We start from the raw sequence: 15328 nt of genomic DNA, 5'->3' as shown, positions 1-15328 counted from the left end.
GGGTCATGAGCCAGAGCGTCACCGATTCCACCAGTACAGCCGAAGACATCGCCCATCAGGTTGGTCTACGCGCCGACCGAGCCCGCCAAGCCTCCCGCGTGTTGGCCCGGGCCACCCGTGATTGGAAGGACCGCGCCCTGCGGGCCATCGCCACCGCCCTGGATGAGCGGCGGGCCTCCGTGATCGCCGCCAACGCCGAGGACCTCGAACGCGGGCGGGCCGCCGGCACTAGCGAAGGCCTGCTCGATCGGTTGAAACTCGACGACGCCCGCGTCGACGGCCTCATCTCGGCCCTCGAGGAATTGGCCGGACTGCCGGACCCGGTGGGTACCGTCCAACGCGGGCAGACCCTGCCCAACGGGTTGCGGTTGCGGCAGGTCCACGTCCCGATGGGAGTGCTCGGGACCATCTACGAGGCGCGCCCGAACGTCACCGTCGATATTGCCGGGTTGGCACTGAAGAGCGGCAACGCGGTCCTGCTGCGTGGGGGGTCGGCCGCGGCCCGCTCCAACGAGGCGCTGCTGTACCTGATCCGTGATGCCCTCGAATCGGTGGGACTGCCCGCCGACGTGGTCCAAAGCGTGGATGACTTCGGCCGGGCCGGGGCCACGGCCCTGATGGGGGCCCGCGGCAAGGTCGACGTGCTGATCCCGCGGGGCGGACACGAACTGATCCAGACGGTGCTGCAGAACGCGCGGATCCCGGTCATCGAAACGGGGGAGGGCAACGTCCATATCTTCGTCGACGCCACGGCCACGGCCGAATCGGCCTCGGAGATCCTGCTCAACGCCAAGACGCAACGCCCCTCCGTGTGCAACACGGTGGAGACCCTGCTTCTGCACGCGCAGGCCCCTGCCGCCGGCGAGGTCCTGCGGGCCCTGTCGAAGGCAGGGGTCACCCTGCACGGCGACGAACGGGCGATGGCCCTCATGGAGGGGCTCCACGCGGTCCCGGCCACCGCAGAGGACTGGTCCCGCGAATACATGGACCTGGACCTTGCGGTGGCAGTGGTCGATGACCTGGACGGGGCCCTGGACCATATCCGCACCTGGACCACCGGGCATACCGAAGCCATCCTGACCAACGACCTGGCCAACGCCGAACGGTTCGTCGCGGAGATCGATTCGGCGGCCGTGATCGTCAACGCCTCCACCCGTTTCACCGACGGGGGACAGCTGGGACTGGGGGCCGAAGTGGGCATCTCGACCCAGAAGGTCCACGCCCGGGGCCCCATGGGTCTGCGGGAGCTGACGACCACGAAGTGGATTGTCCAAGGAGATGGCCACATCCGTTCGTAGAGTGCCTGCCGGGTAGGTAGGATGGTAAGCAGACATCAGACGATCGACGGATCGCATCGCCCGTTGGGGGCGCCGGTCGACGACGGGCACGAAGGAGAAAAATGCTCACGCAGGTCTTGGGTACGGTCATGGCAAGTGGCGCGGAGGCCGAGGTTGCCGGAAACGAGGGCATCTGGCCCTTTCTCATCGGTGGGGGAATCTTCGCGATCTTCCTCCTGATGCTCTTCGTCGTCGTCTCATTCACCAACGTCGGCAACCGCCACGAGGGACATGCCGAGATCCCCGACTCGCATAAGCAGTTCTCGAACAAGCACGGCCACGACGATCTCTAGGCGGGCGGGGGCGATCGGGTCCCGGCGCCCGGTCCGCCTCGGTGTCATGGGCGGGACGTTCGATCCCATCCACCACGGGCACCTGGTGGTCGCCAGCGAGGTGGCCGCGGAGTTCGACTTGGACGAGGTCGTGTTCGTTCCCACGGGTCAACCGTGGCAGAAGTCGGGAAAAGACGTCGCCGATTCCGAACACCGCTACCTGATGACGGTGGTGGCCACGGCCTCGAACCCACGCTTCACGGTCAGCCGGGTGGATATCGACCGGCCGGGACCCACCTACACCATCGACACCTTGCGCGATCTGCGTCGGCTTCGACCCAACGCCGAGTTGTTCTTCATCACCGGGGCCGATGCGCTGGAGCGGATCATGTCCTGGAAGGACATCGACGAGCTGTGGAGCCTGGCGCATTTCGTCGGGGTCACCCGCCCCGGGCACGAACTACCGGACCTGGGGCGTACGGACATCAGCCTGTTGGAGGTCCCGGCCATGGCGATCTCCTCGACGGCCTGCCGGGACCGGGTCAAGGCAAATAAGCCGGTCTGGTATCTGGTGCCCGATGGGGTGGTTCAGTACATTGCGAAATATGAGTTGTATCACTACGACGGCGACACCTGAGGGGGATTGCCTGGAATGGACAACATGAGCGACGATTTGGGGCTCCCGCCGACGCGGCGGTCCCTGCGTGAACAACGCCGTGCCAGCGAGACCGCTGACGGCCACCACGAGGGTGGGCACCTGTCGGGCGAAGACCCGGCTGAGCAGCCCGAGCCGCGCTCATCCGAGGACACCAACCAGCTCGACCGCATCGCTCAGGCCAACCGCAGCCGACGTGCCGCCGACGTCCCCTTCGACATGGTGCCCGACCGTGAGGAACACAGCGAAGCAGGCGAACGCAGCTCGTTGCAACGGGCCCGCGACCGGGAGGCACTGAAGAGCCGCCGGGAAGCCGAAGCGGCCCAGAAGCCCGCGCCGGCAGAGGTCCGCCCCGCTGGCGATGAGCCGGCCCCGCTGACCCGTCGGCAGCTCCGTCTCCAGGCCCTGGCTGCGGCCAGGGCTGCCGCCTCGACCGCGGAACCCGAGGCCGAGGTGGACTCCGGGTCCCCGTCGACCGAGAAGCCCGCGGCCGAGCGCACCGCACAGGGGCAGGAATCACTCAGCGTCGCGGAGGCCCTGGAAGCCCGCCGGCAAACCATCCCTGACCAGCCCGGGGACCCCGAGGCCGAAGCCGCTGCTGCCGAGGACCACGATGACCTGGAGGTCCTGGCCAAACAGCGCGAACTGGCCGCCCGTGCGGCCATCATCAGCCGACGGGTCGCAGAGCGGGAGCGCCTGAAACGGGCCCACTCCACCCGCAGTGCCGAAGACCAGGCAGGGGACCCGTTCACGGGGGCCATGGACCGGTTGCGCAGGGAAAAGGCCGAGAGGGATCTGGCCAACACCGGAATCAACGCTCCCGAAACCAGCGGCTTCCATCTCCAGATGCCCGCGACCGGCAAGGGGCCAGCCGTCGCTGCGCCGACGCCGGGAACGGGCCACGAGGACCCCGTGGGTGAACCCGCGGCCGCGGAACCTTCGGACCCGGCCTCCGAGGAGCCGGGCCGCGGGGCTGCCCGGCAACCGGTCAGCGCCAGTTCGGCCCAGGGCCTGGATCCCTTGGACTACCGCAGCAGCGGGGTCCGGCGGGCCAACGTCTGGGCGTGGGCGGTGCTCGGGGTACTCCTGGTGGGTGCCGCCGCCCTGACGGTCGGCATCATCATGATCACCACCAACGGCTAGTCGTCGACCGATGACCAGCACCACCACCCGAGGAGCCACATGGCTGCAACAGAATACTCACTGAGCGTCATCAACACCGCAGCATTGGCCGCGGCCGAGAAGTTCGCGGAGAACCAGATCGCCCTGGACGTCAGCGAACGCCTGGGCATCACCGATGCCTTCCTGATCGCTTCGGCAGAAAGCGAGCGGCAGGTCAACGCCATCGTCGACGGGATCGAAGAGGCGCTGATCGAAAAGCATGATCTGCGTCCCGTCCGTCGAGAGGGCAGGGGACTGGGCCGCTGGGTCCTACTGGACTACATCGACGTCGTCATCCACATCCAGCACCAGGAAGACCGCGTCTTCTATGCCCTGGACCGCCTGTGGAGCGACTGCGCCGCGATCGAACTGCCGGCTGCCGCCCGGAGCGTGGCCGTGGTTGAGGACCCGGAGACCTCCGCCTAGTAGGGGGAGGCGATTTGCGCGGGCTAAATTCCGTGCCCTATGATGGATGAGTTGTCCGGTCGGAAACGAAACCGGCGACTCCCTTTCGGGGGTATGGCGCAGTTGGTAGCGCGTCTGCATGGCATGCAGAAGGTCAGGGGTTCGAATCCCCTTACCTCCACCGAATTCAGGATCCATGAGAAGAAGCCCCGTCCACGGACGGGGCTTCTTCTGTGTCCGGGGCCGAAGTGCCGGCCCGCGGTCAGGGGACTACTGTTCGTCCTCTTCGAGAGGTTCGACGTCGTCCGCCGAATCGGGGATCCGGGGGATGGTTCCCGTCGTGGTCGGCATGACCGGGGTCAGGACCGAAGCGTAGTCATGTTCGGTGGAGTAGTGCAGGAACCCCAGGTGCGCTTCGTAGCGGTCGAGCACGTCGTTGATGATCTGCTGTTCGGTCAGGCCCATCAGGTCATAGCCCTCCGTTCCCGTTTGGGTGAAGACCTCCAGACGGTAGTAGATGTCGATCTGTCGCGACATGCTGCGTCCGCCGAACATCGGGGCCGGCGCCTCGACCGCCGCGACCTGGTAGTGGAAGTTCCGGTGGTCCTCCATGTTCACCAGCAGGGTGTGCTCGCTGATCCCGGTGTCGGCGTTGGGGGAGGAGGTCAGTTCGGCGTCGTAGCCCAGGCCGTTGAACTCCGTGACCACCTCCTGCAACGCCGGTTCCACCACCCTGTCCGCGAACTGGGCGACCGCCTTCTTCGAGGGGTAGGAGCGCAACTGAGCCAGACGCTGACGCCAGGTCTTTTCGGGGGTCTGACCGCCATGGACGGCCATGGAGCGGCGGCGCCGCACCTGCCCCTCGCGTTCGGCCCGCTCCATCCGCAGCACCTTGGAGAAGGAGGCCATGACCAGATAACTGATGATGGTCACCGGCAGCGCGAAGATCAGCGTCGCATGTTCCATGGTCGCCACCCCTCCGGCGACGATCATCGAAACCGTCAGGACCGCGGTGAGCACGGCCCAGAAGATCCGTAGCCATTTGGCCCCGTCCACCGAGGGATCGGGGATCGACGAGGAGAAGTTGGCCATCACCATGGCCCCGGAGTTGGCGCTGGTGAGATAGAACAGCATGCCCGACAGGGTGGCCAGACCGATCAGGAAGGGGGCGCCGGGGAACATCTCCAATAATGCATACCAGCCGTGCTCGGGACTATCCATGGCCAGTTCGGCGAAGTCCCTGTTGCCCTCCAACACCTGGCGCAGGGCACTGTTGCCGAAGATCGTGACGATGAAGAAATCGCACAGCACCGGGGCGGTGATCGCGGCGATCACGAATTCGCGCAACGTGCGCCCCCGGGAGATCCGGGCCAGGAACAGCCCGACGAAGGGACCCCACGCGAGCCAGAAGGCCCAGAAGAACAGGGTCCAACTTCCCATCCACTCACTGCCGCCATCGGTATAGGCGAAGGTCTTCAACGTGCGTTCGGGCAGCGTCAGGACGAATCTGCCGATGTTCTCCACCATCGCATTGAGCAGGAAGGCGGTCTTACCGGTGATCAGGATGTAGAGCATCATGGCCCCCGCGGCCCAGAGGTTGAGCTCCGAGATCAGCCTGATCCCCTTGTCCACCCCCGAGGCGCAGGCGGCCACCGTCATGATCACGGCCACCAGCACCAGGGCGATCTGCAGGGCCAGCCCCTCTTCGATTCCCAGCAGCCAGGCGAAACCGACGTTGAGCAGGACCACCCCGATGCCCATCGAGGTGGCCACGCCGAAGACGGTGCCCACGAGGGCGAAGATGTCGATCACGTCGCCGGTGGCCCCACGGACCCGTTTGCCCAGGAGCGGATACAGGACCGCCCGGATCGACAGGGGCATTCCCCAGCGGTAGGCGAAGTAGCCCATGGCCATGCCCAACAGGGCGTACATCGACCATCCGGCGATCCCGTAGTGGAACATGGTCCAGATGACCGAGTCATGGAGGGCCTCGGCGGATTCGGGGGTGGCCGAGGGCGGGGTGATGAATTGGGTGATCGGGCCGGTGACCGAATAGAAGAGCATGTCGATGCCGACCCCGGCGGCGAACAGCATGGCCACCCAGGTGAAGAGATTGTACTGCGGACGGGCATGATCCGGTCCCAACCTGACCCCGCCCTCCTTGGAGAGCGCCACCCAGAGGACGAAGAGGATGACCAGGGTGATCGTGAGGACGTAGAACCAGCCGAGATTGGTCGAAATCCAGGTCACGGCGGCCTGCATCGTCGCCGAGGCCTGATCCGGCAAGGCCATCGCCCAGCAGGAGAATCCCAGGATGATCGCCGAGGAGATGATGAAGACGCGCTAGTTCACCCGTGGGCCGCGGTGCTCGGAGAGTTCGACGGGCCCCTTGCTCATCTCGCTGCTGGAGATCGGGGGACGCATCGGGTCGGTATCGGGTCCCCTGCGGCGGCCGGTTATGCCGAAACGACTGCGATCAATCCGGGGGCGGGGTGCGTCGGTCGAACCCTTCGGGGGTTCTTCTGCGTCAGACAATCAGTACTCCTTCGCCTCGGGACCATGACTAGGTTCGTCCCTCGATGCAATGGATGTGTTCTCCCACGACGAGGAGACAGCGTGGTTACGGCCGGGTATCGACACACGGCGTCCCCATGCTAGCGCGATGCCAGCCGCCCCCGGTACTTGAACCGGCGAACGTGAGTAGGGCATGTTTTGCTGCAGGCCGGTCCCACAACGGTCTTCGAGCAGGTCGGGGCGGTGGCGTCCTAGGCCCTTCCGAGAGCGGAAGCGAGTTGGGCCGACCAGACGGCAACCACGTGGCCTCGACGATGCGAGTCATTGCGCGGCGTATCTGCCAGCCCCAAGCCTCGTGCCATGTCAAGGGTGCCCTGGATGAGCCCGCGGATGGCGGGATCGCTGTCGTCGACGTCTAGCAGCCGTACGGCCATCCGGTGCATGTCGCGCCCGAGTTTCCGTTCCAAGGGGAAGATCCGCACGAACGCGGTCAAGACCCATATTCGGTGAAGCAGCCGGTGGATGGGGCGCCCTGCTGCCGGAAGCCGTGGCGGACGGCATGACGAAAGGCCCGGAGCAGCAATGAACTGCTCCAGGCCTTCCATGGGATGGGCCTAGAAGAGCTGGCGCCAGTTCGTGGCAGCCAGGTCCAGCAGTTCGTCGCCCCGGCCGGACATGACCGTGCGCACGGCGTAGAGGGCGAATCCCTTGGCCTGCTCGGCCGTGACATTCGGTGGCATGGTCAGTTCCTGGCGCGCCGTGACGATATCGACGAGTGCTGGTCCGTCATGGGCGAGGGCCTTCTTCAGCGCCGCATCCAGATCCGCCGAGCTTTCGACCCGGATCCCCAGGATCCCGACGGCGTTGGCCACGTCGGCGAAGTTCGGGTTCTCCAGATCCGTGGCGTAATTCACGAATCCGGCTGCCTTCATCTCCAGCTCCACGAAGTTCAACGAGGAGTTGTTGAAGACCACCATCTTCACCGGCAACCTGGACTGCACCACCGTGAGCAGCTCGCCCATGAGCATCGACAACCCGCCGTCACCACACATGGCAACGATCTGCCGGTCCGGGGCTGCGGCCTGGGCTCCGATGGCCTGGGGGAGCGCGTTGGCCATGGACCCGTGGGCGAAGGAGCCGAACAGGCGCCGACGCCCGTTCATCGTCAGGTAGCGGGAGGCCCACATGACCGGGGAGCCGACATCGGGGATGAACACGGCGTCGTCGGAGGCGTGCCGATCCAGGGAGCGGGCCACGAACTGCGGGTGCAGCGGTTTGCCTTTACGCGTCTTCGTGGCCAGGTCGTCGAGCTTCTCGCGGGTCTTGCGGTAATGCTTCTGCGCGTCCTTGAGGTGGGACCTGCGGGACTTGCGTTTGAGCATCGGCAGCAGGGCCGTAGCGGTATCGGCCACCGACCCCACCAATCCGAGGTCCACCGGGGTGCGGCGACCGAGCTGCTCGCCCCGGATATCGACCTGGATGATGCGGGCCTTGGAGGGGAAGAACTGCTGGTAGGGGAAATCGGTGCCCAGCATCAGCAGGGTGTCGGCGTCCTCCATGGCCCGGTAGCCCGAGGCGAAACCGAGCAGCCCGGTCATGCCGACGTCGAATTCATTGTCGTATTCGATGTGTTCCTTGCCACCCAGGGCGTGGACGATGGGCGCGCCCAGGGTGTCCGCCAGGCCCACCACCGCGTCGTGGGCTCCTGCCACGCCCGCGCCGGCGAGGATGGTGACCTTGGACCCGGCGTTGAGGATCCCTGCGGCCTCGTCGAGTTCCTCCCTCGAGGGCACCACCACGGGGTTGGCGCGGCGAATGTGGGTGATGCGTTCGTTGGTCGCCGGCGCCAGGGCCACGTCACCGGGAATGACCAGCACGGCCACACCACGCTTTTCGATCGCCGTCCGCATGGCGATTTCCATCAAACGGGGCATCTGGTCGGGGGTGGAGACCATTTCGGTGAAGACCGAGCACTCGCTGAACAGGTCCTGGGGGTGGGTTTCCTGGAAGTAGTTGCTGCCGATCTCCGCGCTGGGGATGTGGGCGGCGATGGCGAGCACCGGCACGCGGGACCTGTTGGCCTCGTAGAGCCCGTTGATCAGGTGCAGGTTGCCCGGCCCGCAGCTGCCGGCGCAGACGCCCAGGCGCCCGGTCATGGTTGCCTCGGCCCCGGCGGCAAAGGCAGCGGCCTCTTCGTGGCGGACGGTGGACCAGATAATGTTCCCGTCCTTGCGCAGGGCATCGGTGATCCCGTTGAGCGAATCTCCCGGGACGCCGTGGATTCGTTGGACGCCGTTGGCCCGGAGGGTGGCGATCATGTGTTCTGAGACCGTGGTCATGTCAGGTGGGTTCCTTCCGCTGAGGTTGAATCCAGCCTACCGCCGAGCCTTCGACCGCGGCCTTCCAGAATGGGTGGCGACACGCCGTCGCCGAACGACACACCAGCTGTTTGGTTGTGGGCATCTTCCATGCACAGGCTGTGGACGGATGGGCCCGAACCCCGGATTCGTGCGGCAATTAGGGATGCGTTTCTCCACACCCGCTGTGGACTAAGGGAGTGGGGAATGACATACTTGTAAGACAACATATAGGGGTTGCTTGCTGTTCCTTGTACTACATGTAGTATTGAAATCTCAGGAAGCGCCCCACGGGGCGGGAACGGTTTCCACTCCCGCCAACGCTCGGATGGCCCGCTTTCGGACCCCCGGGAATCCGGGACAGACAACGAAGATGACCACATATTTTGTACGAGGGGATCAATGCCATGACCGTCACGGTTTATACCAAGCCAGCATGCGTGCAGTGCAACGCCACCTACCGGGCGCTGGACAAGAAGGGCATTGCCTACCAGAAGGTCGATATCTCCCAGGACGCGGAGGCCCTCGAACGTGTTCGGGCCCTCGGCTACATGCAGGCCCCCGTGGTCATGACCGAAGCCGACCACTGGTCAGGCTTCCGCCCGGACAAGATCGAGGAACTGGCCGTGGCCGCCTCGAGCGTTGCCTGAGGCGACACCACCCATCACCAGCAGTTGGAGGCCGGTCTCATGTCTGGCGACATCGCGGTGGATGAGCGGACCACGAGTCCGGCCACCGCAAACACCACGAACAGTTCCCTGATCTACTTCTCCTCCGTTTCCGGATACACGAAACGGTTCATGGAGAAACTGGGACTCGATGCGGCGAAGATTCCCCTCTATGCCAGCGAACCAGAGCTGCTGGCCACCGAACCGTATGTCCTGGTTCTGCCCACCTACGGTGGGGAGAAGGGAGAGCGGTCGATTCTGCCGCAGGTGATCCGGTTCCTGAACAACGAGGGGAACCGGCAGCTGCTACGCGGCGTCATCGGCGCCGGCAACACAAACTTTGGAACCACCTACTGCTTGGCGGCGGACAAGATCTCCGCCAAGTGCTCGGTTCCCGTGCTATATCGTTTCGAACTCATGGGGACGTCGGAGGACGTCACCCGTGTACGCCAAGGATTGGAAGAGTTTTGGACACCACAGTCGCAGAGCCAACCGTGAAGACAGATACCAAGGAGGTCCCCGAGGCCTTCCAGGGGTTGGGCTACCACGAGCTCAACGCCATGCTGAACCTCTATGACAAGGACGGGAAGATCCAGTTCGCCGCGGATCGTGCGGCGGCGCGGCAGTACTTCCTGCAGCACGTGAACAACAACACGGTCTTCTTCCACGACCTGGACGAGAAGCTCGAGTACCTCGTGAAGCACGAGTACTACGAGCGCGAGACCATCGACCAGTACACGATGAACTTCGTGCGTGGTCTCTACGCGCATGCCTATAAGAAGAAGTTCCGCTTCGAGACCTTCCTGGGCGCCTTCAAGTTCTATACCTCCTACACGCTGAAGACGTTCGACGGGAACCGTTTCCTGGAGCGTTACGAGGACCGCGTGTGCATGGTCGCCCTGCACCTGGCCCGCGGCAACGAACAGCTCGCCACCCAGCTGGTCGACGAGATCATGGATGGCCGCTTCCAGCCGGCCACCCCCACCTTCCTGAACGCCGGCAAGGCCCAGCGCGGCGAGCTGGTTTCCTGCTTCCTGCTGCGCGTCGAAGACAACATGGAGTCCATTGCCCGTGGCATCAACTCCTCGCTCCAGCTCTCCAAGCGCGGGGGCGGGGTGGCCCTGTCGCTGACGAACATCCGCGAGCACGGTGCCCCGATCAAGCAGATCGAGAACCAGTCCTCCGGCGTCATTCCGGTGATGAAGCTCCTTGAAGACAGCTTCTCCTACGCGAACCAGCTCGGGGCCCGCCAGGGGGCAGGCGCCGTCTACCTGCACGCCCACCACCCGGACATCTACCGCTTCCTCGACACCAAGCGGGAGAACGCCGATGAGAAGGTCCGCATCAAGACCCTCTCGCTAGGCGTGGTCGTCCCGGACATCACCTTCCAGCTGGCCCAGACGAACGAGGACATGTACCTCTTCTCGCCCTACGACGTCGAGCGCGTCTACGGCATCCCCTTCTCCGACGTCTCCGTCACGGAGAAGTACTACGAGATGGTCGACGATTCCCGGATCAAGAAGACCAAGATCAACGCCCGCGAGTTCTTCCAGACCCTCGCGGAGATCCAGTTCGAATCGGGCTACCCGTACGTGATGTTCGAAGACACGGTGAACCGGGCCAACCCGATCAAGGGCAAGGTCATCATGAGCAACCTCTGCTCGGAGATCCTGCAGGTTTCCTCGCCGTCGGTGTACAAGGAGGACCTTGGCTACGAGGAGATCGGCAAGGACATCTCCTGCAACCTGGGCTCGTTGAACATCGCCAAGGCGATGGATTCCCCCGACCTGGGTGCCACGGTGGAGACCGCCATCCGCGCGTTGTCCGCCGTATCGGATATGTCCTACATCGGTTCGGTTCCTTCGATCGCCGAGGGGAACAAGGCCTCGCACGCCATCGGCCTGGGTCAGATGAACCTGCACGGCTATCTGGCACGGGAGCACGTCCACTACGGCTCCGAAGAGGGCCTGGACTTCACCAACATCTACTTCTACACGGTGCTCTTCCACGCGTTGAGCTCCTCGAATAAGTTGGCCATGGAAACGGGTGAGACCTTCGGTGGGTTCGAGGATTCGAAGTACGCCTCGGGCGAGTTCTTCGATAAGTACACCCAGGCCGAATGGGTTCCGCAGACCGAAAAGGTCCGCGAGCTCTTCGCCAACGTGCACATCCCGACCCAGCAGGACTGGGAGCAGCTGAAGGCCTCGGTCATGGAGCACGGTATCTACAACCAGAACCTGCAGGCCGTCCCGCCGACGGGCTCGATCTCCTACATCAACAACTCGACCTCCTCGATCCACCCGGTGGCCGCGAAGATCGAGATCCGCAAGGAAGGCAAGCTGGGCCGTGTCTACTACCCGGCTCCGTACCTGACCAACGAGAACCTGGATTACTACCAGGATGCCTACGAAATCGGTTACGAAAAGATCGTCGACACGTACGCGGCCGCGACCCAGCACGTCGACCAGGGCTTGTCGCTGACGCTGTTCTTCAAGGACACCGCCACGACCCGCGACATCAACCGGGCGCAGATCTACGCCTGGCGCAAGGGCATCAAGACGCTCTACTACATCCGTCTTCGCCAGCTCGCGCTGGAAGGCACGGAGGTTGAGGGCTGCGTGTCCTGCGCCCTGTAGCAGCAGGCGCTGAATCACCCTCGTCCCACCATCGGGATGCCGGAGGCCGGCATCCGGGACACACCGGACCGGGACGACGGCGGGGAAACCCAGCCGTCGTCCCGGCCACCGATCACATAGGCAACCCGCATCAGAAAGTCAGGGGATGAAATGACCGACCAGGTCAAGCTGCAGCATCACGTCGAGGCCATCAACTGGAACCGCATCCAGGACGAGAAGGACGTCGAGGTGTGGAACCGCCTCGTGAACAACTTCTGGCTGCCGGAGAAGATCCCGCTGTCCAACGACGTCCAGTCCTGGAACACGCTCACCGAGGACGAGAAGCTGCTCACCATGCGCGTCTTCACGGGGCTGACCCTGCTGGACACGCTGCAGGGCACGGTCGGGGCCGTCTCGCTGATCCCGGATGCGCTCACGCCGCACGAGGAAGCCGTCTACACGAACATCGCGTTCATGGAGTCGGTCCACGCCAAGAGCTACTCCTCGATCTTCTCCACACTGGCCTCGACCAAGGAGATCGACGAGGCGTTCCGCTGGTCCCTCGAGAACGTGAACCTGCAGAAGAAGGCCTCAATCATCGAGGCCTACTACTACGGTGAGGATCCGCTTAAGCGCAAGATCGCCTCGACGCTCTTGGAGTCCTTCCTGTTCTACTCGGGCTTCTACCTGCCGATGTACTGGTCCTCACGGGCCAAGCTGACCAACACGGCCGACCTGATCCGTCTGATCATCCGTGACGAAGCCGTCCACGGCTACTACATCGGCTATAAGTTCCAGAAGAACCTGGAAGGCCTGAGTGAAGAGCGCAAGACCGAGTTGAAGGACTACACCTTCGAGCTGCTCTACGAACTGTATGAAAACGAGGTGCAGTACACCCACGATCTGTACGACAGCGTGGGCCTGAGCGAGGACGTCAAGAAGTTCCTGCACTACAACGCCAACAAGGCGCTGATGAACCTGGGTTACGAAGCGATGTTCCCGTCCTCGGTGACGGACGTGAACCCGGCCATCCTCTCGGCCTTGAGCCCCAACGCGGACGAGAACCACGACTTCTTCTCCGGCTCGGGATCCTCCTACGTGATCGGCAAGGCCGTGAACACCGAAGACGAGGACTGGGACTTCTAACCACATCGGCAGATGCTGCACGAACTGTTCGAAGGGCTCCGGCGCCACTGCGCCGGAGCCCTTCGACGTTACCGATCCGATCCGGGCGGGGCTCATCGGCTCCGGGCGGGGATATCGTGCCGGGATGGCCGAGGGTGCCGCGTCCCACACCGTAGGAGGCAATCCACGGCAAGGGCCAGCAGCGCACCCACCACATAGGCGGGTGGATCGGTCAGTGAGAAGGTCGTCCCCAACACCAGACGCATCGGTGGGACGATGGCGGAGAGGGCCCCGGGAAGCCCGGTCAACTGGAGCAGCTCGACGGCGCAGCTGATGGCTAAGGCGATGGCCGCCAGGCGGACAGGACGCCAGCCGGGCCGCAGGAGGCCCACCAACAGGTAGACCAGGACCGTGTACAAGACGCCGCCGGCGGCGTCGGCGAATCCCCCGTGGAGCAGGAAACGGGCCGCCAGACCGGCCGCGATGACGCAGGCCGCGGCCACGCCCAGGGTCAGGCGGCGTGGCCCGAAGGTCGGAGCAGGACCGGGCAAAGACATGGAGGAAGTCTATCTCCGGGCCTGCGACGGTAGGCTCGAAGCATGAGTACAGCACTGCAGCGATCCGTTGTTCTCGAGAACGGGTTCGCCCGGAATTTCCCCGAGCTCTCCATCCCCTGGAAAGCCGAAGAACCCCCGGCGCCGGAACTACTGGTCCTGAATGAACGCCTGGCCCGGGAGCTCGGGCTGGACCCCGAATACCTACGCAGCGCCGAGGGGATCTCCGTGTTGACCGGGGCCCATCCACCCGAGGGGGCGACACCTGTCGCCCAGGGATACGCAGGACACCAGTTCGGTTCCTACTCCCCGCGCCTTGGAGACGGCCGGGCCCTGTTGCTGGGCGAATTGCGTGACGCCGAGGGGAACCTCCGTGATCTGCACCTGAAGGGCTCGGGCCGGACCCCCTTCTCCCGGGGTGGTGACGGCTTCGGGGCCGTGGGGCCCATGCTGCGCGAATACATCCTCAGCGAGTCCCTGCACGCGTTGGGGATCCCCACCACGCTCTCACTCGCGGTCACCGCCACCGGTCATGACGTGCTGCGCGAGAGCCGGCTGCCCGGCGCCGTGCTGACCCGCGTCGCCTCCAGCCATCTGAGGGTCGGCTCCTTCCAATATGCCAGGGCCTTGGGGGACCCGGATCTGCTGCACCGGCTGGCCGAAGTTGCCATGGCCCGCCACCATCCGGAGGCGGCCGACGCCGAGCGGCCCCATCTGGCCTTGTTCGACGCGGTCGTTGCCGACCAGGCCGCGTTGATCGCGCAATGGATGCTGGTGGGCTTCGTCCACGGGGTGATGAACAGCGACAACATGACCATCTCGGGGGAAACCATCGACTATGGCCCCTGCGCGTTCATCGATGCCTTCGATCCCGCCGCGGTCTTCAGCTCCATCGACGGGCAGGGGCGCTATGCGTACCGCAACCAACCGGTCATGGCCGAATGGAACCTGGCGCGCCTGGCCGAGGCCATGCTGCCGCTCTTCGATGACGACGAGGACCAGGCCGTTGAACTGGCCATGGAATCGTTGCGCACCTTCAGGACCCGCTACAGCGAGGCCTGGTCGGCGGGCATGTTCGAAAAGCTCGGCCTGCCCCCGGCCACCGGGGTGGAGCGCGAGGACCAACCGGCCCACGAAGTCGTCCACGCCACGACCGAACTACTCACGACCAGCGGAGCCGACTACACCTTGTTCTTTCGCGCGTTGGCGGGGGTGGCCCGAGGCGACCGGGAACCCGCTCGGGCCTTGTTCACCGACCCGGCACCCTTTGATGCCTGGGCCGAGACCTGGCTGGCCTTGGGGCCCGATGCGACGGGAATGGACCTGATCAACCCCGCCTACATCCCGCGCAACCATCTGGTGGAAGAAGCGCTCGACGCCGCCACCGACGGGGACCTGGGGCCGCTGAACAGGCTTCTGGAAGCCGTATCGGCCCCTTATGAGGTGCGTCCGGGCCTGGAACGTCTTGCCGTCGGTGCCCCCACGGACTCCGGGCCGTACGTCACCTTCTGCGGTACCTGAGACCCACGGCTGAGGGGCCGCCGTAGCCGGTACGGCGTCGCGAGGGTCGACCGATAGGGTGGAACGGTGAGCGCTGACCTCCGAGGCGCTGAAAGGATCCCTTCATGACTGCTTCGACCATCGGCCACCAGGACCGCCCGGATG

The 15328-nt window shown here is 64.8% G+C and carries 15 protein-coding genes and 1 tRNA gene; 11 read left to right on the top strand and 5 right to left on the bottom strand.

Annotated elements, in window-relative coordinates; genetic code table 11:
• The first annotated feature begins 5 nt into the window (after positions 1-5).
• The 6 genes from ACT3UE_RS02810 to ACT3UE_RS02785 all read left to right on the top strand — a co-directional run bounded on the left by ACT3UE_RS02810 (position 6) and on the right by ACT3UE_RS02785 (position 4011).
• Complete coding sequence (locus tag ACT3UE_RS02810; RefSeq protein WP_444553650.1) at positions 6-1298, top strand: glutamate-5-semialdehyde dehydrogenase; 1293 nt, start codon at positions 6-8, stop codon at positions 1296-1298.
• 101 nt (positions 1299-1399) lie between these two features.
• Positions 1400-1630 carry a hypothetical protein gene (locus ACT3UE_RS02805; protein ID WP_444553649.1) on the top strand — a complete coding sequence of 77 codons (231 nt, stop codon included), beginning with the start codon at positions 1400-1402 and terminating at the stop codon, positions 1628-1630.
• Complete coding sequence (gene nadD, locus ACT3UE_RS02800) at positions 1569-2246, top strand: nicotinate-nucleotide adenylyltransferase (RefSeq protein WP_444553648.1); 678 nt, start codon at positions 1569-1571, stop codon at positions 2244-2246. Before ACT3UE_RS02805 ends, nadD begins: the two co-directional genes overlap by 62 nt.
• A gap of 24 nt (positions 2247-2270) precedes the next feature.
• Positions 2271-3407 (top strand): hypothetical protein, encoded by a 1137-nt coding sequence (locus tag ACT3UE_RS02795; RefSeq protein ID WP_444553647.1) that lies wholly within the window; start codon positions 2271-2273, stop codon positions 3405-3407.
• A 39-nt stretch (positions 3408-3446) separates the two neighbouring features.
• Positions 3447-3851: a ribosome silencing factor gene (gene rsfS / locus ACT3UE_RS02790; protein ID WP_301443556.1), complete on the top strand. Its 405-nt coding sequence runs from the start codon at positions 3447-3449 to the stop codon at positions 3849-3851.
• An 87-nt stretch (positions 3852-3938) separates the two neighbouring features.
• Positions 3939-4011: transfer RNA gene (locus ACT3UE_RS02785), tRNA-Ala, on the top strand.
• An 89-nt stretch (positions 4012-4100) separates the two neighbouring features.
• On the opposite strand, the gene betT is transcribed toward ACT3UE_RS02785, so the two are convergent.
• The 4 genes from betT to poxB form a co-directional block, all read right to left on the bottom strand.
• Complete coding sequence (betT, locus tag ACT3UE_RS02780) at positions 4101-6161, bottom strand: choline BCCT transporter BetT (RefSeq protein ID WP_444566273.1); 2061 nt, start codon at positions 6159-6161, stop codon at positions 4101-4103.
• Positions 6162-6173: 12 nt separating this feature from the next.
• Positions 6174-6365: a hypothetical protein gene (locus ACT3UE_RS02775; protein ID WP_444561678.1), complete on the bottom strand. Its 192-nt coding sequence runs from the start codon at positions 6363-6365 to the stop codon at positions 6174-6176.
• A 230-nt stretch (positions 6366-6595) separates the two neighbouring features.
• Entirely contained in the window at positions 6596-6838 is a 243-nt protein-coding gene (locus ACT3UE_RS02770; protein WP_444561679.1) for a hypothetical protein, read from the bottom strand.
• A gap of 120 nt (positions 6839-6958) precedes the next feature.
• Entirely contained in the window at positions 6959-8683 is a 1725-nt protein-coding gene (poxB, locus tag ACT3UE_RS02765) for a ubiquinone-dependent pyruvate dehydrogenase (RefSeq protein ID WP_444561680.1), read from the bottom strand.
• Between the two features lie 425 nt (positions 8684-9108).
• On the opposite strand from poxB, the gene nrdH reads away from it, so the two are divergent.
• The 4 genes from nrdH (at position 9109) to nrdF (ending at position 13130) form a co-directional block, all read left to right on the top strand.
• Positions 9109-9351, top strand: coding sequence for a glutaredoxin-like protein NrdH (nrdH, locus tag ACT3UE_RS02760; protein WP_444553644.1), 243 nt, complete (start codon positions 9109-9111; stop codon positions 9349-9351).
• 39 nt (positions 9352-9390) lie between these two features.
• Positions 9391-9867: a class Ib ribonucleoside-diphosphate reductase assembly flavoprotein NrdI gene (gene nrdI, locus ACT3UE_RS02755; RefSeq protein WP_444553643.1), complete on the top strand. Its 477-nt coding sequence runs from the start codon at positions 9391-9393 to the stop codon at positions 9865-9867.
• Positions 9864-12005, top strand: a complete 2142-nt coding sequence (gene nrdE, locus ACT3UE_RS02750; protein ID WP_444553642.1) for a class 1b ribonucleoside-diphosphate reductase subunit alpha — start codon at positions 9864-9866, stop codon at positions 12003-12005. The genes nrdI and nrdE overlap by 4 nt, the downstream gene beginning before the upstream one ends.
• Before the next feature lie 150 nt (positions 12006-12155).
• Positions 12156-13130, top strand: a complete 975-nt coding sequence (gene nrdF / locus ACT3UE_RS02745; protein WP_444553641.1) for a class 1b ribonucleoside-diphosphate reductase subunit beta — start codon at positions 12156-12158, stop codon at positions 13128-13130.
• A 92-nt stretch (positions 13131-13222) separates the two neighbouring features.
• On the opposite strand, the gene ACT3UE_RS02740 is transcribed toward nrdF, so the two are convergent.
• On the bottom strand, positions 13223-13666 hold the full coding sequence (locus ACT3UE_RS02740; protein ID WP_444561681.1) for a ribosomal maturation YjgA family protein: 444 nt from the start codon (positions 13664-13666) through the stop codon (positions 13223-13225).
• A gap of 42 nt (positions 13667-13708) precedes the next feature.
• Between ACT3UE_RS02740 and ACT3UE_RS02735 the strand changes: the two genes are divergently transcribed.
• Positions 13709-15184, top strand: a complete 1476-nt coding sequence (locus tag ACT3UE_RS02735; protein ID WP_444561682.1) for a protein adenylyltransferase SelO — start codon at positions 13709-13711, stop codon at positions 15182-15184.
• The last annotated feature ends 144 nt before the right edge of the window (positions 15185-15328 follow it).

The organism is Arthrobacter sp. 179 (assembly GCF_052379645.1).
Classification (GTDB): domain Bacteria; phylum Actinomycetota; class Actinomycetes; order Actinomycetales; family Micrococcaceae; genus Arthrobacter_H.
Note: the sequence above shows the minus strand (reverse complement) of the source record. Positions and strands in the feature narration are given on the sequence as shown.

Excerpts from the sequence above, each read along its gene's own strand:
- ACT3UE_RS02810 (WP_444553650.1), top strand. The coding sequence starts at position 6 with ATGAGCCAGAGCGTCACCGATTCCACCAGTACAGCCGAAGACATCGCC.
- ACT3UE_RS02805 (WP_444553649.1), top strand. The coding sequence starts at position 1,400 with ATGCTCACGCAGGTCTTGGGTACGGTCATGGCAAGTGGCGCGGAGGCC.
- nadD (WP_444553648.1), top strand. The coding sequence starts at position 1,569 with ATGCCGAGATCCCCGACTCGCATAAGCAGTTCTCGAACAAGCACGGCC.
- ACT3UE_RS02795 (WP_444553647.1), top strand. The coding sequence starts at position 2,271 with ATGAGCGACGATTTGGGGCTCCCGCCGACGCGGCGGTCCCTGCGTGAA.
- rsfS (WP_301443556.1), top strand. The coding sequence starts at position 3,447 with ATGGCTGCAACAGAATACTCACTGAGCGTCATCAACACCGCAGCATTG.
- poxB (WP_444561680.1), bottom strand. The coding sequence starts at position 8,683 with ATGACCACGGTCTCAGAACACATGATCGCCACCCTCCGGGCCAACGGC.
- nrdH (WP_444553644.1), top strand. The coding sequence starts at position 9,109 with ATGACCGTCACGGTTTATACCAAGCCAGCATGCGTGCAGTGCAACGCC.
- nrdI (WP_444553643.1), top strand. The coding sequence starts at position 9,391 with ATGTCTGGCGACATCGCGGTGGATGAGCGGACCACGAGTCCGGCCACC.
- nrdF (WP_444553641.1), top strand. The coding sequence starts at position 12,156 with ATGACCGACCAGGTCAAGCTGCAGCATCACGTCGAGGCCATCAACTGG.
- ACT3UE_RS02740 (WP_444561681.1), bottom strand. The coding sequence starts at position 13,666 with ATGTCTTTGCCCGGTCCTGCTCCGACCTTCGGGCCACGCCGCCTGACC.
- ACT3UE_RS02735 (WP_444561682.1), top strand. The coding sequence starts at position 13,709 with ATGAGTACAGCACTGCAGCGATCCGTTGTTCTCGAGAACGGGTTCGCC.